This window comes from Aliivibrio sp. S4MY1 (assembly GCF_028765545.1).
Lineage (GTDB): Bacteria > Pseudomonadota > Gammaproteobacteria > Enterobacterales > Vibrionaceae > Aliivibrio.
The window spans coordinates 1-23,122 of the sequence record NZ_JARACP010000017.1 but is presented as its reverse complement, the minus strand read 5'-3'; the positions used below and the strand labels follow the sequence as shown (position 1 = coordinate 23,122).

28 protein-coding genes are annotated in these 23,122 nt (G+C 39.2%); 16 read left to right on the top strand and 12 right to left on the bottom strand.

The window, feature by feature from the left end:
- Positions 1-9: 9 nt before the first annotated feature.
- From mukB to cmoM, 4 genes are read right to left on the bottom strand one after another with little or no spacing between them, the layout of a single operon-like run.
- On the bottom strand, positions 10-4,476 hold the full coding sequence (gene mukB, locus PVK71_RS16665; RefSeq protein WP_274420269.1) for a chromosome partition protein MukB: 4,467 nt from the start codon (positions 4,474-4,476) through the stop codon (positions 10-12).
- 2 nt (positions 4,477-4,478) lie between these two features.
- Entirely contained in the window at positions 4,479-5,216 is a 738-nt protein-coding gene (gene mukE, locus PVK71_RS16660) for a chromosome partition protein MukE (protein ID WP_130087530.1), read from the bottom strand.
- Entirely contained in the window at positions 5,197-6,534 is a 1,338-nt protein-coding gene (mukF, locus tag PVK71_RS16655; RefSeq protein ID WP_274420207.1) for a chromosome partition protein MukF, read from the bottom strand. Before mukF ends, mukE begins: the two co-directional genes overlap by 20 nt.
- A 25-nt stretch (positions 6,535-6,559) precedes the next feature.
- The gene (gene cmoM / locus PVK71_RS16650) at positions 6,560-7,339 is read right to left on the bottom strand and encodes a tRNA uridine 5-oxyacetic acid(34) methyltransferase CmoM (protein WP_274420206.1); all 780 of its coding nucleotides are present in this window, start codon (positions 7,337-7,339) and stop codon (positions 6,560-6,562) included.
- A gap of 135 nt (positions 7,340-7,474) precedes the next feature.
- Here cmoM and elyC point away from each other — a divergent pair, with 135 nt between their 5' ends.
- Positions 7,475-8,341, top strand: a complete 867-nt coding sequence (gene elyC / locus PVK71_RS16645; RefSeq protein ID WP_274420205.1) for an envelope biogenesis factor ElyC — start codon at positions 7,475-7,477, stop codon at positions 8,339-8,341.
- Positions 8,342-8,414: 73 nt separating this feature from the next.
- On the opposite strand, the gene kdsB is transcribed toward elyC, so the two are convergent.
- Genes kdsB through PVK71_RS16620 form a run of 5 tightly spaced genes read right to left on the bottom strand, consistent with a single transcriptional unit; the run spans position 8,415 to position 14,420 of the window.
- Positions 8,415-9,161 carry a 3-deoxy-manno-octulosonate cytidylyltransferase gene (kdsB, locus tag PVK71_RS16640; protein ID WP_274420204.1) on the bottom strand — a complete coding sequence of 249 codons (747 nt, stop codon included), beginning with the start codon at positions 9,159-9,161 and terminating at the stop codon, positions 8,415-8,417.
- Positions 9,143-9,340 (bottom strand): Trm112 family protein, encoded by a 198-nt coding sequence (locus PVK71_RS16635; RefSeq protein WP_274420203.1) that lies wholly within the window; start codon positions 9,338-9,340, stop codon positions 9,143-9,145. Before PVK71_RS16635 ends, kdsB begins: the two co-directional genes overlap by 19 nt.
- Position 9,341: 1 nt before the next feature.
- The gene (lpxK, locus tag PVK71_RS16630) at positions 9,342-10,328 is read right to left on the bottom strand and encodes a tetraacyldisaccharide 4'-kinase (RefSeq protein WP_274420202.1); all 987 of its coding nucleotides are present in this window, start codon (positions 10,326-10,328) and stop codon (positions 9,342-9,344) included.
- Positions 10,328-12,076 (bottom strand): lipid A ABC transporter ATP-binding protein/permease MsbA, encoded by a 1,749-nt coding sequence (msbA, locus tag PVK71_RS16625; RefSeq protein WP_274420201.1) that lies wholly within the window; start codon positions 12,074-12,076, stop codon positions 10,328-10,330. The genes lpxK and msbA overlap by 1 nt, the downstream gene beginning before the upstream one ends.
- A 34-nt stretch (positions 12,077-12,110) precedes the next feature.
- On the bottom strand, positions 12,111-14,420 hold the full coding sequence (locus tag PVK71_RS16620) for a DNA internalization-related competence protein ComEC/Rec2 (protein ID WP_338000093.1): 2,310 nt from the start codon (positions 14,418-14,420) through the stop codon (positions 12,111-12,113).
- 6 nt (positions 14,421-14,426) lie between these two features.
- Here PVK71_RS16620 and PVK71_RS16615 point away from each other — a divergent pair, with 6 nt between their 5' ends.
- Entirely contained in the window at positions 14,427-14,942 is a 516-nt protein-coding gene (locus PVK71_RS16615; protein ID WP_130046396.1) for a DUF2062 domain-containing protein, read from the top strand.
- A gap of 270 nt (positions 14,943-15,212) precedes the next feature.
- A complete protein-coding gene (locus PVK71_RS16610; protein WP_274420196.1) occupies positions 15,213-15,365 on the top strand; it encodes a nonsense-mediated mRNA decay protein NMD3 family protein in 153 nt (50 codons plus the stop codon).
- 67 nt (positions 15,366-15,432) lie between these two features.
- Here the strand turns inward: PVK71_RS16610 and PVK71_RS16605 are convergent, their stop codons facing one another.
- Complete coding sequence (locus PVK71_RS16605) at positions 15,433-16,353, bottom strand: manganese-dependent inorganic pyrophosphatase (RefSeq protein WP_130046398.1); 921 nt, start codon at positions 16,351-16,353, stop codon at positions 15,433-15,435.
- A gap of 608 nt (positions 16,354-16,961) precedes the next feature.
- Here PVK71_RS16605 and PVK71_RS16600 point away from each other — a divergent pair.
- Genes PVK71_RS16600 through PVK71_RS16590 form a run of 3 tightly spaced genes read left to right on the top strand, consistent with a single transcriptional unit; the run spans position 16,962 to position 18,234 of the window.
- On the top strand, positions 16,962-17,153 hold the full coding sequence (locus tag PVK71_RS16600) for a hypothetical protein (protein WP_274418969.1): 192 nt from the start codon (positions 16,962-16,964) through the stop codon (positions 17,151-17,153).
- Positions 17,154-17,210: 57 nt separating this feature from the next.
- Positions 17,211-17,993: a hypothetical protein gene (locus PVK71_RS16595; protein WP_274418968.1), complete on the top strand. Its 783-nt coding sequence runs from the start codon at positions 17,211-17,213 to the stop codon at positions 17,991-17,993.
- A 58-nt stretch (positions 17,994-18,051) separates the two neighbouring features.
- A complete protein-coding gene (locus PVK71_RS16590) occupies positions 18,052-18,234 on the top strand; it encodes a hypothetical protein (RefSeq protein ID WP_274418967.1) in 183 nt (60 codons plus the stop codon).
- A gap of 68 nt (positions 18,235-18,302) precedes the next feature.
- On the opposite strand, the gene PVK71_RS16585 is transcribed toward PVK71_RS16590, so the two are convergent.
- The gene (locus PVK71_RS16585; RefSeq protein WP_274418966.1) at positions 18,303-19,256 is read right to left on the bottom strand and encodes a phage integrase; all 954 of its coding nucleotides are present in this window, start codon (positions 19,254-19,256) and stop codon (positions 18,303-18,305) included.
- Between the two features lie 37 nt (positions 19,257-19,293).
- The gene (locus PVK71_RS16580) at positions 19,294-19,587 is read right to left on the bottom strand and encodes a helix-turn-helix domain-containing protein (protein ID WP_130048918.1); all 294 of its coding nucleotides are present in this window, start codon (positions 19,585-19,587) and stop codon (positions 19,294-19,296) included.
- A gap of 121 nt (positions 19,588-19,708) precedes the next feature.
- Between PVK71_RS16580 and PVK71_RS16575 the strand changes: the two genes are divergently transcribed.
- The 10 genes from PVK71_RS16575 to PVK71_RS16530 all read left to right on the top strand — a co-directional run bounded on the left by PVK71_RS16575 (position 19,709) and on the right by PVK71_RS16530 (position 23,077).
- The gene (locus PVK71_RS16575) at positions 19,709-19,948 is read left to right on the top strand and encodes a hypothetical protein (protein WP_274418965.1); all 240 of its coding nucleotides are present in this window, start codon (positions 19,709-19,711) and stop codon (positions 19,946-19,948) included.
- A gap of 237 nt (positions 19,949-20,185) precedes the next feature.
- Positions 20,186-20,446, top strand: a complete 261-nt coding sequence (locus PVK71_RS16570; protein ID WP_274418964.1) for a hypothetical protein — start codon at positions 20,186-20,188, stop codon at positions 20,444-20,446.
- Between the two features lie 14 nt (positions 20,447-20,460).
- The gene (locus PVK71_RS16565) at positions 20,461-21,375 is read left to right on the top strand and encodes a hypothetical protein (RefSeq protein ID WP_274418963.1); all 915 of its coding nucleotides are present in this window, start codon (positions 20,461-20,463) and stop codon (positions 21,373-21,375) included.
- Positions 21,372-21,506: a hypothetical protein gene (locus PVK71_RS16560; protein WP_274418962.1), complete on the top strand. Its 135-nt coding sequence runs from the start codon at positions 21,372-21,374 to the stop codon at positions 21,504-21,506. The genes PVK71_RS16565 and PVK71_RS16560 overlap by 4 nt, the downstream gene beginning before the upstream one ends.
- Complete coding sequence (locus PVK71_RS16555; protein ID WP_274418961.1) at positions 21,503-21,631, top strand: hypothetical protein; 129 nt, start codon at positions 21,503-21,505, stop codon at positions 21,629-21,631. Before PVK71_RS16560 ends, PVK71_RS16555 begins: the two co-directional genes overlap by 4 nt.
- Before the next feature lie 147 nt (positions 21,632-21,778).
- On the top strand, positions 21,779-21,982 hold the full coding sequence (locus PVK71_RS16550) for a hypothetical protein (protein ID WP_274418960.1): 204 nt from the start codon (positions 21,779-21,781) through the stop codon (positions 21,980-21,982).
- A complete protein-coding gene (locus tag PVK71_RS16545; RefSeq protein ID WP_274418959.1) occupies positions 21,979-22,176 on the top strand; it encodes a hypothetical protein in 198 nt (65 codons plus the stop codon). The genes PVK71_RS16550 and PVK71_RS16545 overlap by 4 nt, the downstream gene beginning before the upstream one ends.
- Before the next feature lie 4 nt (positions 22,177-22,180).
- Positions 22,181-22,468 carry a hypothetical protein gene (locus tag PVK71_RS16540; protein WP_274418958.1) on the top strand — a complete coding sequence of 96 codons (288 nt, stop codon included), beginning with the start codon at positions 22,181-22,183 and terminating at the stop codon, positions 22,466-22,468.
- Positions 22,469-22,486: 18 nt separating this feature from the next.
- Positions 22,487-22,735, top strand: a complete 249-nt coding sequence (locus PVK71_RS16535) for a hypothetical protein (RefSeq protein ID WP_274418957.1) — start codon at positions 22,487-22,489, stop codon at positions 22,733-22,735.
- Positions 22,736-22,777: 42 nt separating this feature from the next.
- On the top strand, positions 22,778-23,077 hold the full coding sequence (locus PVK71_RS16530; RefSeq protein ID WP_274418956.1) for a hypothetical protein: 300 nt from the start codon (positions 22,778-22,780) through the stop codon (positions 23,075-23,077).
- Positions 23,078-23,122 lie beyond the last annotated feature (45 nt).

Sequence of the window (23,122 nt, the reverse complement as noted above, 5' to 3'; positions counted from 1 at the left end):
CTTAACTCACTATTCCGCAATCTCTGCTTCTTCTAGCGTTGGTTGAGTACGACTTGCTGCCAACTCTTGCCCGAAGCCTTTAAGACCGACCACATGAACGTGTTCGCGATCTTTAAAGATCTTACGAACCAGTTTATAAGTTGTCCCCTTCTCTGGGCTGATGTTCTCTGGTGCTGCAATAAGAAGTTGCATGTCCAGACGGTCACACAATTCAAATAGCGTAGCGATAGATTTACCATCCAGACGTGCCGCTTCATCCAAGAACAGTAGACGACAAGGCATAATGTCTTTACTACGAAGACGACGAGACTCATCTTCCCAACTTTGGATAACCATTAGTAGGATAGCTTGACCCGTACCAATCGCCTCACCTGTTGATAATGCACCCGACTCTGCTTGTAACCAACCATCAGCACCACGGTTTACTTCAATGTTTAGCTCAAGGTAGTTACGGTAATCCAGTAACTCTTCACCTAGTGTTTGTGGTGAACGTTGGCCAACATCGATATGTGGGTTAATTCGTTGGAACAGTTTCGCAATTGCTTCTGAGAACGTAAAGCGTGGATTACCAAACAGGTCTTGATGCTGTGCTTGATGCTCAGACAGACCCGCTAATAATGTCGCGTGCGTTTCACGAATACCAACATTAAGGCGAACACCCGTAACTTGACCAAAGCCAATTTGAGATAGACCTTGGTTTAGCATACGAATACGGTTTTGCTCACGCTGAATGGTCTTACGAATAATGTTCGCAACACTTTCAGAACTCAGCGCCAAACGGTTTTCACGAGACGTCAGTTCTTCAGTCAGACGACCAAGCTCAGTTTCCATCTCTTCAATTGCTTCAACTGGATCATCAGTATGGATAATATCTTGACGAATACGCTCACGAAGATGTTGGTATACAGCAATGTAGAACAGAACTTTACGCTCTGGCTTACTTGTATCTTCAGAAGCACGTAATGAATCACGTAGGTCTTCATTATCTGCAACTGCTAGACGAAGTGCACCTAATGATTTATCCGACATTGAACGCAGTTCTTCTGCACTTAAATACGCCAATTCACGCTTATGTAGGCGACGCTCAACATCATTTTCACGAGCTAAACGTAGAACTGAACACCAACCTGCTTTTGCGTTAACCACAAAGGTACGTAGCTCTTTGTACAGTTTTTCAACTTTACGAGATTGCTTAACTAAACCTTTGATCTCAAGCTCGTTTGATGTGATGCCTTTTTCTAGTTCACTCTTACGGCCACGAGAACTGTGTAGACGCTCGTTCAATTCACCCTTACGTACTTCAGCACGCTCTAGTGCGCTTTGATCTGCATGAACACCAAACTCTTGCAGTTCACGCTTAAACTCTTGAACCGTTTCTTGTTTCGCTTGATGTGAACTCTTAAGCGACGCCATGACTTGGTTGTATTGGTTTGCTTGAGATTGAGCTTGTTTCTGCTGCTCTTTCGCTTTAGTACGCGCTTGCTCTGCTTGTACTAATTTCGCTTTAAGTTGTTCGTTTAGCTCACTGCTCTTATTAAGTAGTGCAACGGCATCTTCATAACCAAAGTGATGACGACGTTCAACCAAATCAGAAATTGCAAACAATTGGGCTTTAATGCTTTGTAGCTGCGCATCGATTTGCTCATGCTCTGCTTTTAGTGCATCAAATTGCTCAGGGTCTACTTCTAATGCACGTTGCAATGTTTCTAGCTCTGCAATCGCTTTGCCATTTTGACGTAAGAAACTTTCTGCTTCTGATACTTGCTCAACTTGAACACTGATCTCTTCAAAACGCTCTGTGATGGTTTCATCTTCAAGCACATTGATATGAGGTGCGATTTTAGCAAGTTGAGATAACGCTTCTTTAGACGCTGAAATTTGTGATTTATGCTGCTGCTCTGTCGCAACTAATTCTGTTAACTGACGGCTAACTTGTGCTAGTTGTTCACGAGCATGTTTCAATTCAACTTCTGGATCCGCATCAAATGCCACAGCAAGGTGTGTTGATACAAAGCCATTGAAGCTTTGGTACAGACGCTGTAATTTTTGTGAATCAAATGCCGCTTTTGCGTGTTCTTCAACTGCAATCTCACGTTCTTCACGTAACGTATCTAAACGCTGTTCACGAGCTGCACGACCAAATAATGGTAATTCAGGGAAACGAGAGTAACGCATTTGGCGATCATTTAGATGAACGCAAACCGCATTTTCCATTTCATCTGCATCAAATACACTGTCATCAAACGCATCGATATCACCTTCAATGATGTAAAGATCATCCGGACAATCTTCAAGATCAACTAGTTTATCTTTAATACCTGATAAATCAGAAACAACAATAGCGTGACGAGCTGGGCCGTAAAGTGAACTGAAGTATGGCGCATCACTTAACGTAATATCGTCATAAATCTCAGAAAGCAATACACCACCTAGTGTATCAGCAAGACCTTTAAGGCGAGCATCACCACTACCACCAGGGGCAGCTAGACGCTCAATTTCAGATTCTAACTCTTCTTTACGAGCAGCTAGACGATCTTTGTTTGTCGACAATACACGCTCATTTTCTAGCGTTTCTTGCATTTGGCTGATAACCATTTGGCTATCTTCTAGTTCAACACCACATTGATCATTCAGTTTGTGTAGAGCGTCATTTGCTGCAATCCATTTAGGTGCAATAGACTCTAAACGATGAGATTCTGAACGATATTGTTGCTCTTGACGCTTTAGCTCTGAGCGTTTATCAACGATGTTTTCTTGTTGTTCTTGAACCGTTTCAAGCATCTCTTCATGACGAGCTTGCTCTTCTTCAAGTACGATTTCAGAATCAATCGTGATATTGAAACGTTTTGCGTATTCTTCAGCCAGTTCTTGAGCTTGACGTTGTAGTCGAACTGCACGCTCAAGATCTTTGTATTGTGCTTTAAGTTGCTCTGCACGCTCTGCAATATTGTTGAACTGGCGAGCTTGTTCAATTAAAGCTTTTGCCTTATCTGATGCTTCATTACGCTCAACATGACCTGCAATCGAAGTTACTAATGCTAAGCCGCGTTCAAACAGTTGAACTGCCGCAGAAGAAAGATCTAACTTATGTTTAATCGCAAGTAATGCGGTAGTTTGAAGTTCTTCTTTTGCTTTTAATTCGCTTTGAAGATCAATGGCATTATCTTGAGTTAACGAATCATTTGCTGTTAATTGCTGCGCTTTTTCAAGTGCTTTAACCGCTTGTTGGTATTGAAGCGCACGAGTTTGCTGCATATCCAACGCTTGTTGGTAATCAGCAAGTTGCGTTTTAAGGCTATCAACTTCTTCTTCTGTTAATAGCGCTTGCTCTTCAGCCATTGCAAGTTGTTCAGCGGCTTCTTCCACCACCATCACTTGCTCTTCCAGACGCTCAGTTAGCTCTTCTAGATCTTCTGAGTAACGTTCAATCTTCTCTTGTTGACGAACGGCCGTTTGTACTAATTGAAGATGATCTGACGCTGCTTGATAATCTTGCTCAAGACCAGATTCAGAATCAGTCAGTAGCTCTAGTTCACTCTGCATATTATTTAATACAGAAGATAAGCCTACTAAGCTACTTTGTGCATTCATTAATTCAACACGGTGCGTTAATGTTTGCTCGACTTTATTACGACGATCATTCGCATGACGCATGTAATCTGAAGCAACATAATTCGTTGATTCTGTGATTAGGTGCTTGAATAGATCACGATCAGACTGAGTCGTCTTAATCGCTTCTAATGTCATACGGTTTTCACGCAGTGCTGCTTCCATATCTTGGAAGGCTTTCTTAACACCACCATTTTGTGGCAATAAGTAATCACGTAATGAACGCGTGATCGCACTTGAGATACCACCGTATAAAGAAGCTTCGATTAAACGATAGAACTTAGAACGATCGCTTGTGTTACGAAGTTTCTTCGGTAATACACCGTAATCAAACATTTGAGCGTGATAATCCGTTACAGAATTAAACGCTTTAAATTGAACACCTTCGTACTGTGAAACAATGTCTTTTACGTCATTGATTTGACGAACACGAGCTTGATTATCAGAAACAGATTCAATCATTAAATCCGTTGGTTTTACATGACTTGGTAAACCAACAACAATAAATGGTTTGATGTCTACTTTCTTATCTCGACCAGCTACTTGCTGTAATTTAACCGCAAAAAGTACACGTTGCTTACGAGAGTTAACAATGTCTAGCGCAGCATAACATGCACCCGGTTTTAATTTACCGTGCAGACCTTTATCACGAGAAGCTTGTGAGCTACCTGCTTCAGTTGTGTTACGGAAATGCAGTAGTGATTGATCGGGAATAAGCGTTGTAATGAACGCCGCCATTGTGGTCGACTTACCCGCACCGTTACCACCAGAAAGTGTGGTTACTAGATTATCAATGTCAAAAGTACGGGCGAAAAAGCCGTTCCAGTTAACCATGGTGAGTGATTGATATTTACCACGTTCAACCATACTCATAGATCACCTTCCAATTCTAATTCATGTTGCTCTTCAGCCGGTTTTTCGTTGTTATCTATATCAAGATCCAAACTAGATTGGCTTGCTTCTTCTTGATGAACAACTACCGCTTCACCATCACGGATTAAACGTAATTGTGCTTCTTTCATGTCATCGCTTGTACGTACATCGGCACCAAAACGGAAAACAGCTTCACTTATACGAAATTTACCTTGTTCACCCACTTGAATGATCATACCTAGACGCTTTAAACGGCGCAGTGAAGTACGAACTTTATCAAACAGCTTTTCTTTATCTAAATCAGAGCCAGAAGCACGGTTTGTTACCAACTTCATCAACTTTTGTTCGTCAGCTAATACTAATAGCTCATCGAACAATTCTTGGTTAGTAAAGATACCCTCGTGAGCCAAACGCTCTGGACTTAGATATAAGAAACACAATACTTTACCAACAAGCATGTCGATTTCAGCCAATACACTACGCGCAATAAAAGACGTTGAACGTGGACGCAAATAGAAAAAGCCTTCAGGAGCTTTTACAAGTTCAGCGTTATAGCGTTGATAAAATAGGCCTAATTCATGTTCAAATTCACACAGTAGTCCATGATTATCTAAATCTTCACTGGCTATATGACGACCAGAACGTAATAAACTGTCTAGCTCTGGAAATAATGGATTAGCAATTGCTTTTGCTAACTTCTCAGGCATAAATTCTTCAATATTTGTCAATGACATTTGCTTGTACCTTCGCACCGAATTCGTTAATAGACTGCCAATCAGGTTGAACGGCTTGGAAATCGGCTTCTGAATAACCGAGGCGCACCGCTTGATCTACCACTAGGCGGGCAAGATCAAAGTGCTGAGAATGTGGGTATGTAGCCAGGTAATTCTTAAGAATAGTACCTAACTCAATCGCTTCACCCGTATCTTTGTGATGTTGAAGCATCTCTGCTACACGCTCTGCAAGAATATCGGTGATAACACTTAATTCTTCGTATTCCATTTCATCTGGAACAATACCGGTTACTTCATCATCACGCAGCATCAGTGCCTCATCACGCATATCACGTAAACGGGCAGCATCGGCATAAGTCAGTAACCAAGGTCCATCAAAGTAACCTTTAACAGAATCACGTAAACGCTGACTAAATGCTCGGTTCTTATCCATATCAATAGCGGTACGGATGAACTTATGAACATGTCGATCATAACCGATCCAAAGATCAATCGCTTGCTGACCCCAACTTACGATACGGTCTAACTTCATTTGTAATGAATACAACAGAGCATCAATAAACTCAAGTTCTTCATTACCATAAACAATTTCTTGGATATTCAACAATTCTGTTTGTAACTGATCGCCCGCAGCCTGCAATGAATCTTGCAGTTCACGTAAGTTACCGGATGTCTCATCAAGCAGCTTTTCACAGCTAGAAATCGCTTCACGCCAATTTTGGTTTAAAAGTTCCGCAATTTCTTCTTTTACTGATTGCTGTTGTTCATCCATAACACGTTGGTTTAAATCGATACGATCAAAGATCTCTCCCACTGAGTATTTCAGAACACCATAAACGTTTTTACGCCAGTGTTTTGCTTCACCGCCCTTTTCCGCCGCTTCGGATGCTTTTTGGATCTCTTCTGCTACCATCGCCAATTGAATAGAAAGCTTCAATTTAGAGAATTGGCGGTGGCGCACATAATAATCAGTGATCCCAATAGCTAATGGCGTAAGACGATAGATATTCATTCCATCAGTACTTTCACCACTAAAGCGGCTAATTAAACGTTGTTTTACTAATTCATTGATTGCATTGTTCGCACGAAAAGCAATGGTGTCATTTGATTGCCCAAATAACCCACTGATGATTCCAAACGCATCGTGAAGCTCTCCTTCACCCAGCTCATCATCAAATCTTTCATTACTGAGAACAGCAATGGCCAACAAAAATGCCAAACGCTCGGTTGGCAAATTCAATGAGAAATCGTGCTGTTTTACCCAACCAACCAGTTCATCAACTGTTTGGTCTGTAACAGCATTAGAAAACTCACTCATTGTGTATCCTTTGTGTACATCATTATTATTTTCTCTTCGCCCATACGTGAATATAACGGCCAAGAGAGAGATAAGGTTCTTGACGGCATAACTGCTCTTCGAGCTTTAGTACGTCTTCTATTTGGTAATCGCCCATGTATTCCATATTACCTATGTAATCATGAAATGAACGAATACCCGATTTTCCTTTAATTTCATAACCAGCATCTTCAATCCACTGATACACGGCATTAGGCATTAGACCTTTTTGAGGCTGTAACTTAAACCTTTTTCGATGAGGCATACCATCTAAAACATGTGGAATATTACCACAAATCACATTTTTGAGCACAAGACCATGATGGTTATAAAACATGATGGAGGCATACCCACCCGGTTTAACCTGTTTTAAAAGAATATCTAATGCTTCTTTTGGGTTATCTAACCATTCCATAACCGCATGAAATAGAAGAATATCAACCTCCCCGATATTATACTGTTCAATTTGTTGTACAGCAGTATGAATAAATTGATATTGCGGCAATAAACCATTGTCTTCGACTGCTTCTTTCGCTAATTTCAACATTTCTGAAGAAATATCACATAACGTGACAGAATGACCACGTTTTGCTATTTGCTGAGAAACCTGCCCTATTCCACCACCAGCATCTAAAACGGTTAGTGGCTCAGATTTTGCATTATTTTCAGCTAAGATAGTTTCCATATCTTGCCACACAATTGTTTGGCGGATCCCACCCTTATCAGAACCATAGATGTTCTTGGCAAATTTGTGGGCGATGTCATCGAAATTACGGTCTTTATTCACAGTGGTTAAGTTATGATATTATCTATTGGAAACACGCATTGTCGCATAAGAGCTCAAGGAAGTAACAGCATGACGCTGTTTTTTGCTCTCAAGTGGTGATTTTTCATTCTATATCATCGGTAATAGTCAAAAAATATGTTTGAGTTAAAGAAGTTTTTATCATCCATGTTAATGCCCCTCCCGGGTTTACTCCTAATAGGGTTCATTGGATTAATGATTTTATGGTTTTCTAAAAAGAAAGGGGTTGCCTCTTTTTTATTAACATTATCACTTTTGGGCATTTTCTTGCTCTCTTTTCATCCAATCACAACACCATTATTAAAGTCAACTGAACGAATTTACCCTTCGTTTATTGCGCCAGAGACACCAGTTGAGTACGTACTTGTTCTTGGAAATGGTCACGTTGTTGACGATGAAATATCCCCTATTTCAGAGCTATCTAGAGCCGCTGTCATGAGATTGACAGAAGGGATCCGTATTTATCGTATGTATCCTGGTTCTAAAATGATTCTATCAGGCTATAACGGTGGAACAACAGTCAGTCATGCTCGAATGATGGCACGTGTTGCGCTGTCATTAGGGGTTAATAAATCTGATATTTTATTACTAGAAAGTGCTCGTGATACGCATGAAGAAGCAATGCAGACATTTAATGCTGTAGGTAATAAAACGGTAGTTCTTGTCACTTCAGCAAGTCATATGCCACGAGCTATGGCAGAGTTTAACTATCTAGGAATGACTCCAACACCTGCTCCTACCAATTATTTAGCGCATTCTGAAATAAAACAGCCATGGGATAAATACGCCCCTAAGGCGAAATACTTAGAACAGTCTGAACGTTTTTGGTATGAGCAAATGGGCCGTTGGTTTATGCAGCTTAAAGATCTTGTTATGGAAAAAGAAAAACAAGCGCAAGAAACACCACAACTTGATATGGAAGACGTGATAGACAAAGTCGATGAGATAAAGAATTCACTGCCTCTACCAGATAAAAACAAATAAGATTTATGCACTTAATAAAAAAGCCCGAAGCTATTAAAATAGATTCGGGCTTTTTTTGTATTTAAAGAAGTATTTATTTAAGAATAGCGCGTACTTTCTCTAAATCTTCTGGGGTATCAACTCCTGCCGCAGGTGCTTCTTTTGCGACTGCAACATGGATTTTTTCACCATACCAAAGAACACGAAGTTGCTCTAAACATTCAATTTTTTCAAGAACACTTGGCTGCCAATTAATATAGGTATTAATAAAACCAGCACGATACGCATAAATACCAATGTGACGAAGTAAAGGATTTGCTGTTAATGTTTCACCTTGAGCGAAAGCATCACGATCCCATGGGATTGACGCTCGGCTAAAATACAACGCATAACCTTCAGCATCGGTAACGACTTTAACTGCGTTAGGATTAAACACATCGTCTTCTTCATCAATGGTCACTGCTAGTGTTGCCATTGGTGCAACTGAGTCTGACAAGTTTTGAGCCACTTGTTGAATGATACTTGGTGGAATTAATGGTTCATCACCCTGTACATTTACAACGATCTCATCAGATGAAATTCCACATTTTTCAATCACTTCAGCAAGGCGTTCTGTACCTGATTCGTGGTTTGGTGACGTCATGCATACATCACCACCAAAACCTTTCACTACGGCTTCAATACGGCTGTCATCAGTTGCGATAATCACACGATCTGCACCTGCTTTTGACGCTTGTTCGTAAACCCATTGAATCATTGGCTTACCACAAATATCAGCCAACGGTTTACCCGGTAAACGAGTTGATTGATAACGCGCAGGGATTATGACTGTGAACGACATAACTCTACCTCTTCCATAGTCATGTGACGCGCTTCAGGCTCAAGCATTACAGGAATGCCTTCTTTAATTGGGTATGCAAGGCGATCAATTTTACAAATAAGCTCTTGCTTATCTTTATCGTAGTTCAGTTTTCCTTTACATACCGGGCAAGCTACGATTTCAAGAAGACGATAATCCATATTATTCTTTTACCTCAATAATTTTATTTAATATTTGTTGTGCTTTTTCTTCTGGGAATTGTGCATCAACAGGTAAATACCACCATGACGATTGAGCAAAAGACTGACATTTTACTGCATCTTTCTCAGTCATAATTAACTGATCGCCATATTTCATTAATTGTTCTATTTCTGTCTGTACAAACGCTTTATGATCTTCAAAACCTTGAGTATGAACCACATTTGCTTTCAGCTGATTCAGCGTTTCAAAAAAACGTGGCGGATGCCCTATTCCAGCAAAAGCAACCAAATTAGACAATGAAGAAACACTGCGTCTTTCACCTGTAATTAAATTAATTGCTTCACTTGGCTGAAGTCGCATCGACACCTCATTTTCTTGAGGCTCTCCACCATTACAAATTAAGAAATCAACACTAGATAAACGCTCTACTCCCTCTCTTAATGGGCCAAGAGGAATATAATGCTGATTACCAAAACGACGTTTACCATCAATAATAATAAACTCTATATCTCGTTGAAGTGCATAGTGCTGTAGACCATCGTCGGTAATAATAAAGTCAACCCCCTGTTGCTCAAGCATTCTAACCGCTTCACTACGAACTGGCGCAACAGCAACCTCAGCTTTGGTGCGTTGTTTAATTAAAACAGGCTCATCACCAGAAATATCTGGCGTTGTGGTTTCGGTTAATAAATAAGGATAATACGGAGCTTTACCACCGTAACCACGAGAAGCAACCCCTACTTTATAGCCTTTTAATTGAAGCTGTTCGACAAGCCATACAACAACCGGCGTTTTACCATTTCCACCAGCGGTGATATTACCAACGACAACGACAGGAACCGATGAGCGATAGCTTTGCTTTTTGCCGCTTTGGTAATCTGATTTTCGCTTTGTTGCGATCCATTTAAATAAGTAACTAAGTGACCACAATAATGGCCACAAAAGCTTTCCTAAAAAATGGTTCTCAAACCAAATTTTTTCAATCATTAATCACCAAACTGAATACGATGTAATTGAGCATAAGCCCCATCATGAGCGATAAGTTCTGCATGATTACCACGTTCAACCACTTCACCTTCATCAACAACTAAGATCTGATCGGCATTTTCAATCGTTGATAAGCGGTGAGCAATAACTAATACCGTTTTGTCTTTTTGAAGCTCATCCAATGCTGATTGAATTGCTTTTTCAGATTCGGTATCAAGTGCAGATGTTGCCTCATCAAGAATTAATACTGGTGCGTTTTGTAATAATGCTCGAGCAATCGCAATACGCTGGCGTTGACCACCAGATAAGCTCGCGCCATTTTCACCAATCATGGTGTCAAAGCCATTGTCCATCTTATTAATGAAATCAGATGCATAAGCAAGCTCTGCCGCTTTTTCTATTTCTAGTCGCGTAAACTTACCTTCAGATGCGTAGGCGATGTTATTTGCGACAGTATCATTAAATAGATGAACATTTTGAGAGACTAAAGCAAAATGTTTACGTAAGTTTGGTAAGCGATAATCTTCAATCTTATCGCCATCAAGGCTAATCTCACCTGAATCGACATCATAAAAACGAGTAAACAAGTTAGCGATGGTACTCTTACCTGAACCTGAACGGCCCACTAATGCGATGGTTTTACCTTCTGGAAGATCAAAACTTACACTACGTAGTGCTGGTGCATCCGCGGTTGGATAAGTAAAGGTCACATTATCAACTTTGATATCACCTTTTACGGTGTCTCTTTCAATATTACCGTCGTCTTTTTCTTTATCCATGTCCATCAATTCAAACAGCGTCTGACATGCCGCCATACCGCGTTGGAAATCAGAAGTAACGCTCGTTAATCCTTTTAATGGGCGTAATAAACCAAACATTGCAGAAAATACAACGGTAAAGGTACCCGGTGTCAGCGTCTCTTTAATCGAATCTACACTTGCTAAATAAAGCACAGTAACTAGAGCAAACGAAGCGATCATTTGAATAATAGGGTTAGCTAGACCTTGAGCTACCACCATTTTCATGCCTTGCTGACGCATGTGGTTACTAATGTTATCAAAACGTTCAGATTCAACTTTTTGACCACCGTAGCTAAGTACTACTTTGTGTCCCTTTAGCATTTGCTCAGACGTTGCGGTTAAAGAACCCATCGCCGTTTGCATATTTTTACTGATCTTTCTAAAACGTTTAGAAACAAAACTAATGGCAAAAGCAACAATAGGAGCAACAACGACCAGTACAAGAGATAACTGCCAGCTGTTCCAAAACATCAAACCAAGTAAACCAATAATACTGGCTGACTCACGTACAATATTAACTAAGGCTTTACTGGTTGCCGACGCTACCTGCTCTGAATCATAAGTAATTCGAGATAATAAACGGCCGGTTGATTCTTGATCAAAATAGCTTACCGGCATATGCATAAAATGGTTAAAGATTTGACGACGAATACGCATAACCACGTTACTCGCAACCCAACTCATGCAATAGCCAGAAATAAATCCACTCAAACCTCTGATAAACATCATGGCTAGAATAATAAATGGCATTTTCTTTAAGAAATCAGAATCTGCGTTGCCAAAACCATCATCTAAAAGTGGTTTTAGCAAAGAGATCATGTAGGTATCGCTTAACGCATTGATAATCAGTGTTACAACGGCAACGGCAAGACCCGCTTTATATAGTGAGATATGTGGCCATAAACGCTTAAATGTTGCCCATGTAGATTCGTCTTTTTCAATAGTCATAAGTACTTATTCTTCATATACAATTATCTATATTCTACTCTGAATTTAGATTATCGCCAAATAGCTTTCTGTACCAAGTATTTTGATTGTGCAGTGAATAACCTTCAATTGATAACTTTCCATCTTTTGAGCTTAGACTTATTTGCCCTAATTGAGCAGTATCTAACCAAAGCACCTGATTATCTAAGTGCCTATCTTTAATCTCTGGATTAGGTAAATTCCAAGGAGTAAACCTTCCAGCAGATACTACACCAACCTTCCCTTCCATTACTTTTACCCACCGCTTGGTTGACGAAGTATTAGAGCCATGATGAGGAACCAAAAATACATCGATATCATCAAATGTATTTTGATTTAAAATCAACATCTCTGAAATGGCATCAATATCGCCAGTTAATAAAAAAGACCACTTATCTATACTTAGTTTTATAACGCATGAGTGAGGATTATACGCACGGCTTACCATTTTCGGTGGCCAAATTGCAGTAAAATGCATTCCTGCTACTTTCCACTCTTCACCTTTAATACATGGTTGATGATTACTGCCTTTCTCACTTGCTCTGACCCAATTAGGACTGAAAGCATCTATTAAATAATTTTTCCCGCCTGCGTGATCGTTGTCTGAATGACTTAGGATCAAACCATCAATGCGTCTTATTCCTCGATGATGCAAAATAGGCTCAATAACACTCTCAGCAATGCTGCCAGTCCGCCACCTCCCTCCAGTGTCATAAACAACGGTATGCCCTTGATTAGATAATAGTAGTGATAAACCATGCCCCACATCTAAAAAATCAACTTGCCACTCTCTTTCTGGCTTAATAAACAGTGACCCGATAAATAAAAGCATAATTGGTTGAATGAAAAAACGTATGGGAAGTAACAATTTAAGAGATAAAAGAAAAATAATAGCGTACAACAACATATTAATATGATTTGGTAATACAACCCATGATTGTTCCGCATGTTTTGCTAACCACCATACCGGAGATATAGATAAACTAGCCCACTCCCATCCAATTTTTGCAATCTCATTACTGAATTGCTCCATAATAACCGTAGCTAGACTTAACGGTACCGTAAAAAAACTGACCCAAGGTACAGAAAGAAGATTAATGAATGGTGACAAATAACTTACACCTGAAAAGAAAACACCTTGAATCGGCGCTAATAAAATAAAAAGAGCAAACTGTATAAAGATGACTTGTTGCCACTTTCTAAATAATGGCTGGTCTTTGGCGTAAACAAAGATCTGATAAAAATGAAGAGACAGAAAAACTACGCATACCGCACTAAATGAAAGCCAAAAACTCATAGAAAGGGAGGAAAAAGGATTGAGTAACAAACATAGGAATAAACACCACAATAATAATTGATGTTTCGGCCAACGTAACCGGTATATCAATAAAATAGATACGATAAAACAGGCAATCAAAGCCCTAATCGTCGGAAGTGAAAAACCCGCCAGCCACGCATAGAAAACAGCAAACAGACAACCGAGAATAATAGGCAACCAGCGCTGGCTCTTTTGAGAAAAAACAAGACGAGCCCCCTTACCTAGCCACCAACCAATCGCAAAAACAAACCCAATATGCAGTCCAGATATTGCCATTAAATGCGCCAAACCAGAGTTACGGAGCACACGCCACTCAGAGGCACTTACCTCTCCTTTGTAACCAAAGGTCAGTGCTAGGAGTAAAGATTGATGCGCTTCATTAACTGTATTCTCATAGACTTTTTGAAACCATTGAGTTCGATAGGAGGGCTTATCTTCTAATAAGGTCGCATTACTTATTTTACCGTATGATTGTATTCCTTTAGCTAGTGCATAATCTTCAAGCTTATAGCCTACTTCATTATGTCGGCCAATGGGCGGACGTAGCTTTACACTCATTTCCCACAACTGACCTTGTTTAAATAGAATGGTTTCTGGCTCTTTGCTAAATTGCTTCTGATAATCTCGAATTGATAGCCTTAATCGTGGTAAATCATAAAACTTCATTGAATGATTATTAATACCTCGAACTTGGACTAAAATTGAAGATGTTCTATTGTTAAATGCAATTAGACTTTGAATTTCACCTTTGATGGTAATATCATGACCTTGACTATAAAGTAACTGATTAAGAGTTTTATAGTAAGTTATGTGTGAGGAAGTGATGACTAATCCCAGAAGGATGCCTTGTAATAACTTTGCTTGGGGAAATTTTAGCGTAATAATTATATAGCTAAAAACACACAATATAAATGCAAGCGACGGCAGGTTTGTTGGCCAATAGGCTGATGATAAAAGAATAAGAATTACGACAACGAGTTTGACTCGTATGTCTCGAAGAAGAAGCATTAACTCATGCCAAGAAAGTTCATTAAACGTTTTTTACCAAACCACGAGACAATTAAACGCCAGAAAGCATTAAAGATATTTGGCAACGTATTATATAACCCGAATCTATGGTGCTTAAACCGTCGTTCTGCGGCTGGGGCTTTTGCTGTCGGCTTATTTATGGCGTTTGTTCCTCTTCCAAGTCAAATGATTATGGCAGCAGGCTTAGCTATTCTTTGTAGCGTAAATTTACCTTTATCAATCGCTTTAGTTTGGGTGAGTAATCCCGTCACTATGCCTGTGTTATTTTATGGCGCTTATAAAATTGGTGCTTGGACATTATCAACACCTACCCAACATTTTCATTTTGAGCTTTCTTGGGAGTTTATTGGTTCTCAGATGTCCACAATTGGCCCCCCTTTCCTATTGGGTTGTGCTATTTGTGCTGTCGCCTCATCTCTTATCGGTTACTTTGGTATACGAGGACTCTGGCGTTACTCTGTAGTGCGAAGCTGGCAAAAACGCACATTACGATTAAAATAGCAAAATCTAATCTACCCTTATCTTTGAGCTTCTACCTATAACTGACAGTAAAATTTTGCTGTCAGTTCACAAAACTTCCCTCGCGAACAAACAGTATGCTAGCTTTAATGTAATATGTTTGTTGGTATCTTATTAATAAAACAACGTCTTTAGGCATTGTCGTTCATTATAAGATACTCATACTAATCACGGTAAGTAAGTGATTGGTATAACTCATAATACTAATAAGAAACAAAACTATACACTTACAGCTTGCTTAAGGAACTTGATATGAATGAATTAATTGAATGCCCAAAATGCCATTCTGATGAATTACTTATATCAGACAGCGAAACCACGGTGCTTTGTTCAGAATGTGGAGTAATAAAAAGAGATGGGGTTTGGCTTATTGAATCACCAAAAATAGTAGAAACAACAGCCTAGAAGAGAAAAAGCCCATACTTCACAATATGGGCTTTTTATTTACCTAACTGGCTTTATATCAAAAAGATTAAGCAAACACGTCTTGTAATTGAGGAACGACTTGTTTCTTACGGCTAAGCACGCCATCTAGCCATACACGGCCGTTTTCTGTCGCTTTACCGTAAGCTTTAGCTGTTAGCTCTTCATTATCACTAACGACTAATAGTTCTGAACCTTCTTTCATAATGTCAGTTAAAAGTAAGATCATAGTATGACGATTACCTTCGACTTTCATTGCTGCGATATCCGCTTCTAATTCTTCTTTAATTTCATCAAACACGGCAAGATCGATAACTTCAAGTTGGCCGATACCTACTAGCTCGCCATTCATATTGAAATCTTTAAAGTCACGCATTACAAGATCACGTACAGGTGTACCTTCTACTGCAGATTTTACTTTAAACATTTCCATGCCAAGTGCTTTATAATCTTCAATTCCAGCGATCTCTGCTAGTGCTTCAACACACTTGATATCAGCAGTTGTGCAAGTTGGTGACTTAAAGATTACTGTATCACTTAAAATTGCGCATAACATGATACCAGCCATGTCTTTTGGAATTTCAACATTGTAGAAATCATACATCATTTTAATGATTGTATTACTACAACCAACAGGGCGGATCCAACACTCTAATGGTGTTGAAGTTGTTAAATCACCCAGTTTATGGTGATCAACAATACCGACAATTGTGGCTTCAGCAATATCGTCTGGTGCTTGTGTTAATTCTGAATGATCTACAATGTAAACCTCTTCACCAGCATAGCTTAATTTTAATTCAGGTGTTTCTACGCCAAACTTTTCAAGGATAAATGCAGTCTCAGGAGACACTTCACCTAAACGAGTAGGAGTTGCTGCTTCACCGATTTGATTTTTTAAGTAAGCTAGTGCGATCGCACCACAAATTGAATCTGAATCTGGGATCTTATGACCCACTACATACATTGACATTGTATTACTCTCCTTTAAATATGGCGCTATTCTAACAAATTGAGACGATTTGAAAACAGAAAGTATCTATAGATACATAAACTATTGAGCGTACAAATCAAGGTAAGAAATTGTAAATAGCAAAAAGCCCCGACATTTCTGTCGAGGCCTTTGAATATGGCAGGGGTGGAGAGATTCGAACTCCCAACACGCGGATTTGGAAAACGAGCAAAGTATAAATAAAAACAATAAGTTACTTTCGTGCGGTGGTACATTTCGTGTTATTTCATGCTATTTCATGCTATTTCGTATTATTTTGCGTATTTAATCATTTAAACATTATCACAATGAACGATCTATCACTATTCATCAAAGTGAATAACGAATGCATATCATTGAAATTATTACAAATTATAATTATAAAAATCAAAACTATAACCAAAGTTGACTTTAGCAGTGAAGCTCACTACACATGTCGTTGTGTTGATTAAATTACATGCTTCAGCGTCGAAAATTGACGAAACGCATTGACTTTATATTCATGAGTAAGCTAATGTTAAGTAACTGTAACGCTACCTCTATTTAAAGCTATACGTAATTTAAAGGGAGATGCCATGATGAGTTGTATTATGAATTTTTTCAAAGAGCTATTTCAGAAAGAAAGCGCTCAGCAATCGAATAAAGAGTACCCTACTCTTAAAATGATTAATCCTGATGTGGTAAAGGTGGATTTTGAGGCATTTAGAAGAAATAAAGGGATTCAGAGTCAAGCAAAAGCGGCTAGTGAAAACTTTAGCGCTCGGCCAAAAGCACAAGCTTAGTAATTTTTTATCAAAGGGCTAATATTTATTAGTCCTTTTTTTATGAGTTAAATTTAAATGATTAAACCTTCCGTTTTTTTTGTCTTGATTCTCTGCATAGCAGGTTATTCTTTTGCAAAAAATTACCATAAAACACACTATAATTTAAAGCGTAGTAGTGGGTACCATACCTTTCTCATGTCAGCGGTTTTAGGGGCTATTTTATTCTCAATCTCCACTATCGTATACATAGTAGGATTGCAAATTGGTAACACTACCGGTCTTGATGTATCTTTTGGGCGCTATATTTTAATTGATGTATTTAAAGGAAAGCAATCACCCTCGGAGGTGATAATATTTGATATTGCATTAATATCTATGCTTTTAGCTTGGGTTATTCCTACATTGTATTACTTTATAAAAGGAAATAAAAAGATTCTGTTTTTCAACCAGTTTGCTGAAGACCCTAAAAGTCCTGAGTTTACAAGGCTTTTCTTTATGTCGCATTATCATGAAATGCCCATTTTATTTACCATGTCAGACAGGAAAGTGTATATAGGATTTGTGACGGAAATTTATTCAAATGATTTTAATGATATTCATATAATTCCTTATGTTAGTGGTTATCGAGATAAAGATACGTTAGAACTAAAAACTGTAACCCCTTATCAAGATGTTATGAATGAAATAAAAAATAACAATCAAAGAGATGTTGACTTGGAAACATTCACGATAGCCCTACCATTGAGAGAGATAGCTCACGCACACCTATATGATTTTAATCATGAAGAAAATTTTCACGAAAAAGAAAAAAGACATAGAGATAAAGTTGAACTCAAAAAAACTGATCACTGGCTTTGAGTTTCACCTTTGAGTATGCAAAAAAAGCTACATACATATCGGAAGGATATTGCAATCAATGAGTCAGATAACCAGTCTTATAGAGCATCCAGAGTTGATGACTAAGCGCGACGTGAGTGATTTACAAAAAGAAATAGATTCTAAAATCGACAAGCTAGGCTTGCAGCTTACTGTTCGACTTGGTGGTATGATGGTTGTCAGCTTTGGTGTTCTGGCTACTATAGTTAAGTTACCTCTATAACAAAGTGAAATTAAAAGACGACCACCTATTAGAGCTAAGTGGTCGTCTTTTTTATTGTGCTTGATAAATTATTGATGCTTATTTAGAGGGTTGAGCACTAGGGCCTCTTCTAGATGATCTGGAGCCAAATGCGCATACCTCATTGTTGTTGTAATTTCACTGTGCCCTAATGTATCGCGTAATTTTACAATATTCCCTCCGTTCATAACGTAATGACTAGCAAACGTATGTCGCAATACGTGAGTCATTTGTCCTTTTGGTAGGTTAATTTCGGCTTTGCCTACCGCTACTCTAAAGCTTGTTAAGCTATTTAGAAACATTCGATTATCATTAACTGGCTTTAATTTAGTTAATTCATCAAATAGCATCGAGTTAATTGGTATGGTTCTGTTCTTATTCGATTTTGTATTTAAAAACGTTACCTTATGATCTCGAATTTGCGATGGCTTTAAATTTTCAGCCTCACCCCATCTAGCACCAGTTGCTAAGCAGATTTTAACAATATGTACCAATGAGCGATTTTTAAATGTACTGCACACTTCAAGTAATCGCCCAATCTCATCATGACTTAAGTAACGCAACTCCCCTTCTCTCTCTTTAAATTGACGAATTTTAAGAAGTGGGTTCTCGTACTTAATCACACCAAGTCTATCAAGCTCATTAAAAATAGCTCGCAAGTACGAATGCTCTCGGTTGATTGTTGTGGTGCTCACTTCAACTGTTCGCATTTCTCGATATTTAGCAAACTGCTCAGCTTTCAAATCGCTGCCAATGGGATTCCCTAAGCGCTCTGATATTCTATACAACAACTTTCTTAATCTAACGTGATCACGCAATGTCTTACCATGCATGCGATACCAGATCATTATTAGTTCATCTAGCGTGCGCATATCCTTATTTGGGTTATTGCGCTGCGCTTGCATTGCTAATCTGATCTCATGGTTTTTTGCATCGCGCTCCAAGTGAAAAAACTTCCCTGGCTCCATTGTCGAATAGTAGCCATTCTCACTACTCTCAATCATAGAATACCCCATGAATAATATTTTTTAATACAGGTAATTACGCTCGCTTTTCCATCGTTTCTGCGTCGATAATTCCGCATTGCGATAGAATAGAAAAATCAGGGCAGACTTGACCCGACTCGGGTAGGGTCTTACCTGTCATCAACCAGTATGTATACTTCTCAAATCGCTCGTTATTTGTAATTAACATTAAATTCTCCTCGCTTAATGCTCTAGTTCCTTGCTCGTAATGCCTTAAAGAGTGTATCGATATACCAGTTAATTGAGAGAGCTCAGATTGGCTCATACTTTCTGCAAGCCTTATTGCTTTAATTCTTTTTCCTAAAATCACACTTGACCTCTATAGCCCATATGCGCTATATTCACAGTAACCCAAATGGGCGACCTAATGAAATAACACGAAATAACACAAAATAACACGAAATAACACGAAACATTAAAGGGTATCACAAATGGCAGCTTATGTTCAGTCGATAGGAAAGTTCTGTGAAGAAACAGGGATGTCTAGACGATCGGTAATTATTCGCATGGATGCAGGGGATATTCCTGAGATCCCAAGAGAAGGCGGTAAAGGTACTAGATACATAGATATGGTTGAGTTTAGAGAGCGAGTTACCTCGGGTCAGTTTGTTTTGTCTGATTTATCTAGGTTATCAAAAGACAAGAAGCGTTCGGGTGTAATTGACGCATAACCATTTCATTAATAGAGGTTTACAGTGGTTTCAGTACAAATATTCTCAGTAACAAAGCACAAGCCAATTAGCATTATTCCTGCTCATGAATATTCGTCGAACTTCTACCGCGCCATCGTTGAGATGGAAATAAAACACAACAAATTCGCTGAGGAAATCCTCATATTTCCCCATGAAAAATCGCTATTATTACGTTAAACAACAACCGACAGGTTGTTATTCGAGAGAATACGGATCATGACAAGCACTAGCGCATTAACAGTTGTATACAATGGATTGCTTCAAGGTTATCAATTCCAAATGGAAGCCATGAAAGAAAATGGTATGCCTGAAAACTCTTTTTATTTCCGCTCTGAAAAAATGCGTGAAAGCCTAACCAATCAAATCGACTCACTGTCTCAGATGGCTTACGATTTAGGTGATCCTGATCTAGCGTCAACGTTTTTATCAGTAGCAACAGAGTTTGGATCTGACGCTGTACCACCAATGCCTCTTTGATTTGGGGTCATGTTATGAATATCTCCCTAGCCAAAGCATTCTGCACACTTGTATTGCTCTCATGTGCAATTACGTCTGCGTATTTAACGTATTTATTCATGTATGAATTAGGAGCTGCCATTGGTGTGGCGATCATATTTGCGATCATTGGGATCACTCTTGATTTAGTGAAAACGATGTCACCCATTTTTATACCCACTGTCGCTAAACAGAATGCACTGATTGCCTTACTTCTTGTTGCCCTAACAGGCTCGCTTATGGTGATAAGCACTATTGCTTCTATCTCAGCCCTTGAGAAAGGTGCAGATCAAATGACGGTAGCCACTAAACAGAGCGTGGCCATAGCCGAACAAATCAATAATAAGAAACTGGAGTTAGACAACTTACAGTTACTTTCTAAGACGCAACTCAGCGTAAACCAAATATCAAAAGCGGACAAAACGGCAATCACGGTTTCTCGTGTCACTGACGAGCTGAATGTGCTTTATCACGCACAATCAAACACAAAAGACGCTTCAATTTTGAGCCAGTACGACTCAAAAATCACCTTGTTTATAGCAGTATCTATCGAGGTGGTTTCTGCCGTCATGGCTCTCACTTTACACTCATTAAATACACTTGAGACAAGTGTAAGCAGTGCATCAAGCCCAGTAAATACAACGGTCACACCACCAAGTGTACGACAACAAATTCAACGTGTATTACCGAGTGTAAGCACAGATAAAACACTTGAAATGCAGTTTGCTGCAAGTGTTTTAAGTGAAGCGAAAGAGGCTATTTTAAGTGGCGCAGTAAAGCCCAGTTATCGAGGGTTAAAAGCGGCCTTTGGAATACCACAAGAGCAAAGCAAACAGATATTAACCCTACTCCACCAACAAGCCATTTTAGAGCCGTGGAATAACGGTGGCTACCGTCTGAGGGTTACATGATGCTTAGTCTGGAGGCTTTCTTGGTAAAAATGACGATGGCTTACATGCAGAATCATAACCGCGCCCCTGTTGATTCGCAGTTAGCGGGTTGGACTGAATTATACAAAAAATATTTAGGTGCAGCATCATGACGCAACAAGAATTTATCGCAAAGATGGCGATTGCCTATATGCAAGATAATGGCCATGCGCCATCGGTTGCTCACCTAGAGGATTGGGCGAGTTTGTGGTGTGTCATTTCCAGAGTCGCGAATTGATTTAATTCTTTGCGCATTGATGTGATTGGGAAACTACACCATAGCGCCGCTTACCATGTGCGCAACTGGTCGTTTGCCTCACGTGACGAGGCTATAAATTATTAATTAATCGCTCGTATTAGAGTTGAAAACAGTGAGGAATGCAGCATGAAAATTTGGACAGTAGCAGAAGCAGCGAAAGCGTTTCCTGTCGGTGCAAAAGTGAAGTTTTTCCGCATTGTCTCTGATAGAGAGGATTTCCATGAAGGCGTAATTTCTAGCAAGCCTAGAATAGTTTATGGCGAAGTTGCGGTTTCATTGGATGGATATATCGGTTCGTTTTCTATTAATCATTTGGAGTTATCAGAATGAAAAACAAACGCGTAAAGCAAATGATCTGCACGGTATGTCAAGAGAAAATGAAACGAGCAGATCCCCAAAATAAATACGTTTTTAAATTTGGTAGGAATGGACTTGGCTTTTATATCAACAATGGCAATTTTTTTATTAGCGCGTATCCATTTGGGGTTATCTCTGTAAAAGCTCAATCTTTAAAAGGGAGGTAAAACCATGAAAAACAACTCATCAATAAAAACAAGCGACAAAGAGCTCTATGCAGCCGTTCGCACAGAAGGTGTTCTTGGCCTTATTGCAGTTCTTGATAAGGCTCGCGCAAAACACGGAGCGATGGTTGCGTGTGATTTATCTGAAAAAGCACACATTGTTTTTCATAGAGAAACTGAAATAAGACGCCGCGAGTCGCTATCTGAACGACTAGCAACGTATAAGCGCCAAAAGCAACTCAAGCGCCACACTTATGTAAATGCAGCGATTTGTGCTGATACGCCTTTGCGGTAACACAGGGTAGGAATGGGTATGAAAACAACAAATAAGTCAGTGACAACTAAACAAGCTTACAAAAACATTTACTCGGCCAGTCGAGGCGGCGGATTGCTTGAGTTACTGCTTGCTGTCGATGAAGTGGAAAAGAAAAGTGACCACTTTACCTCACGTAAAATCGTAGGCTGCATAGACCGTATGCGTAATGGAAACATTGTCACAATTAGGTTTAATTTAGAAGAAAGGCTGCGTCACTACAAATTTGAAAAGCACATTGGCCAATAACTACGGAGTCCCTGTAGTTAAGTAATCAAGGTAAGTATTGATATGAAAACAACAAATAAAAAAATAACAGTTAAGCAGCTCTACAAGGATCTGTACTCAGCAAAGCGATTTGGCCAAATGCTTTTAATACATGAGGCTGTTCAGCGAGCAGTATTAACTTGTGATGCGAGAGCTGCGGTCAGATTAGCACAAAGCGCTGAACGCTCTTACCGACAAAAAATGAATGCATCTCAAACTCACGATGCATTCCCTTTAGAGCTGCGATTATGGCTTTATAAGAACCGCGAACATCCAGTAAAAATCAACATGAACAACGGCAGCAGTATTACCTTTATTAAATAATTTAAGAGATGCATAAGTGGATACAGCCAAGCACATCAACGACAC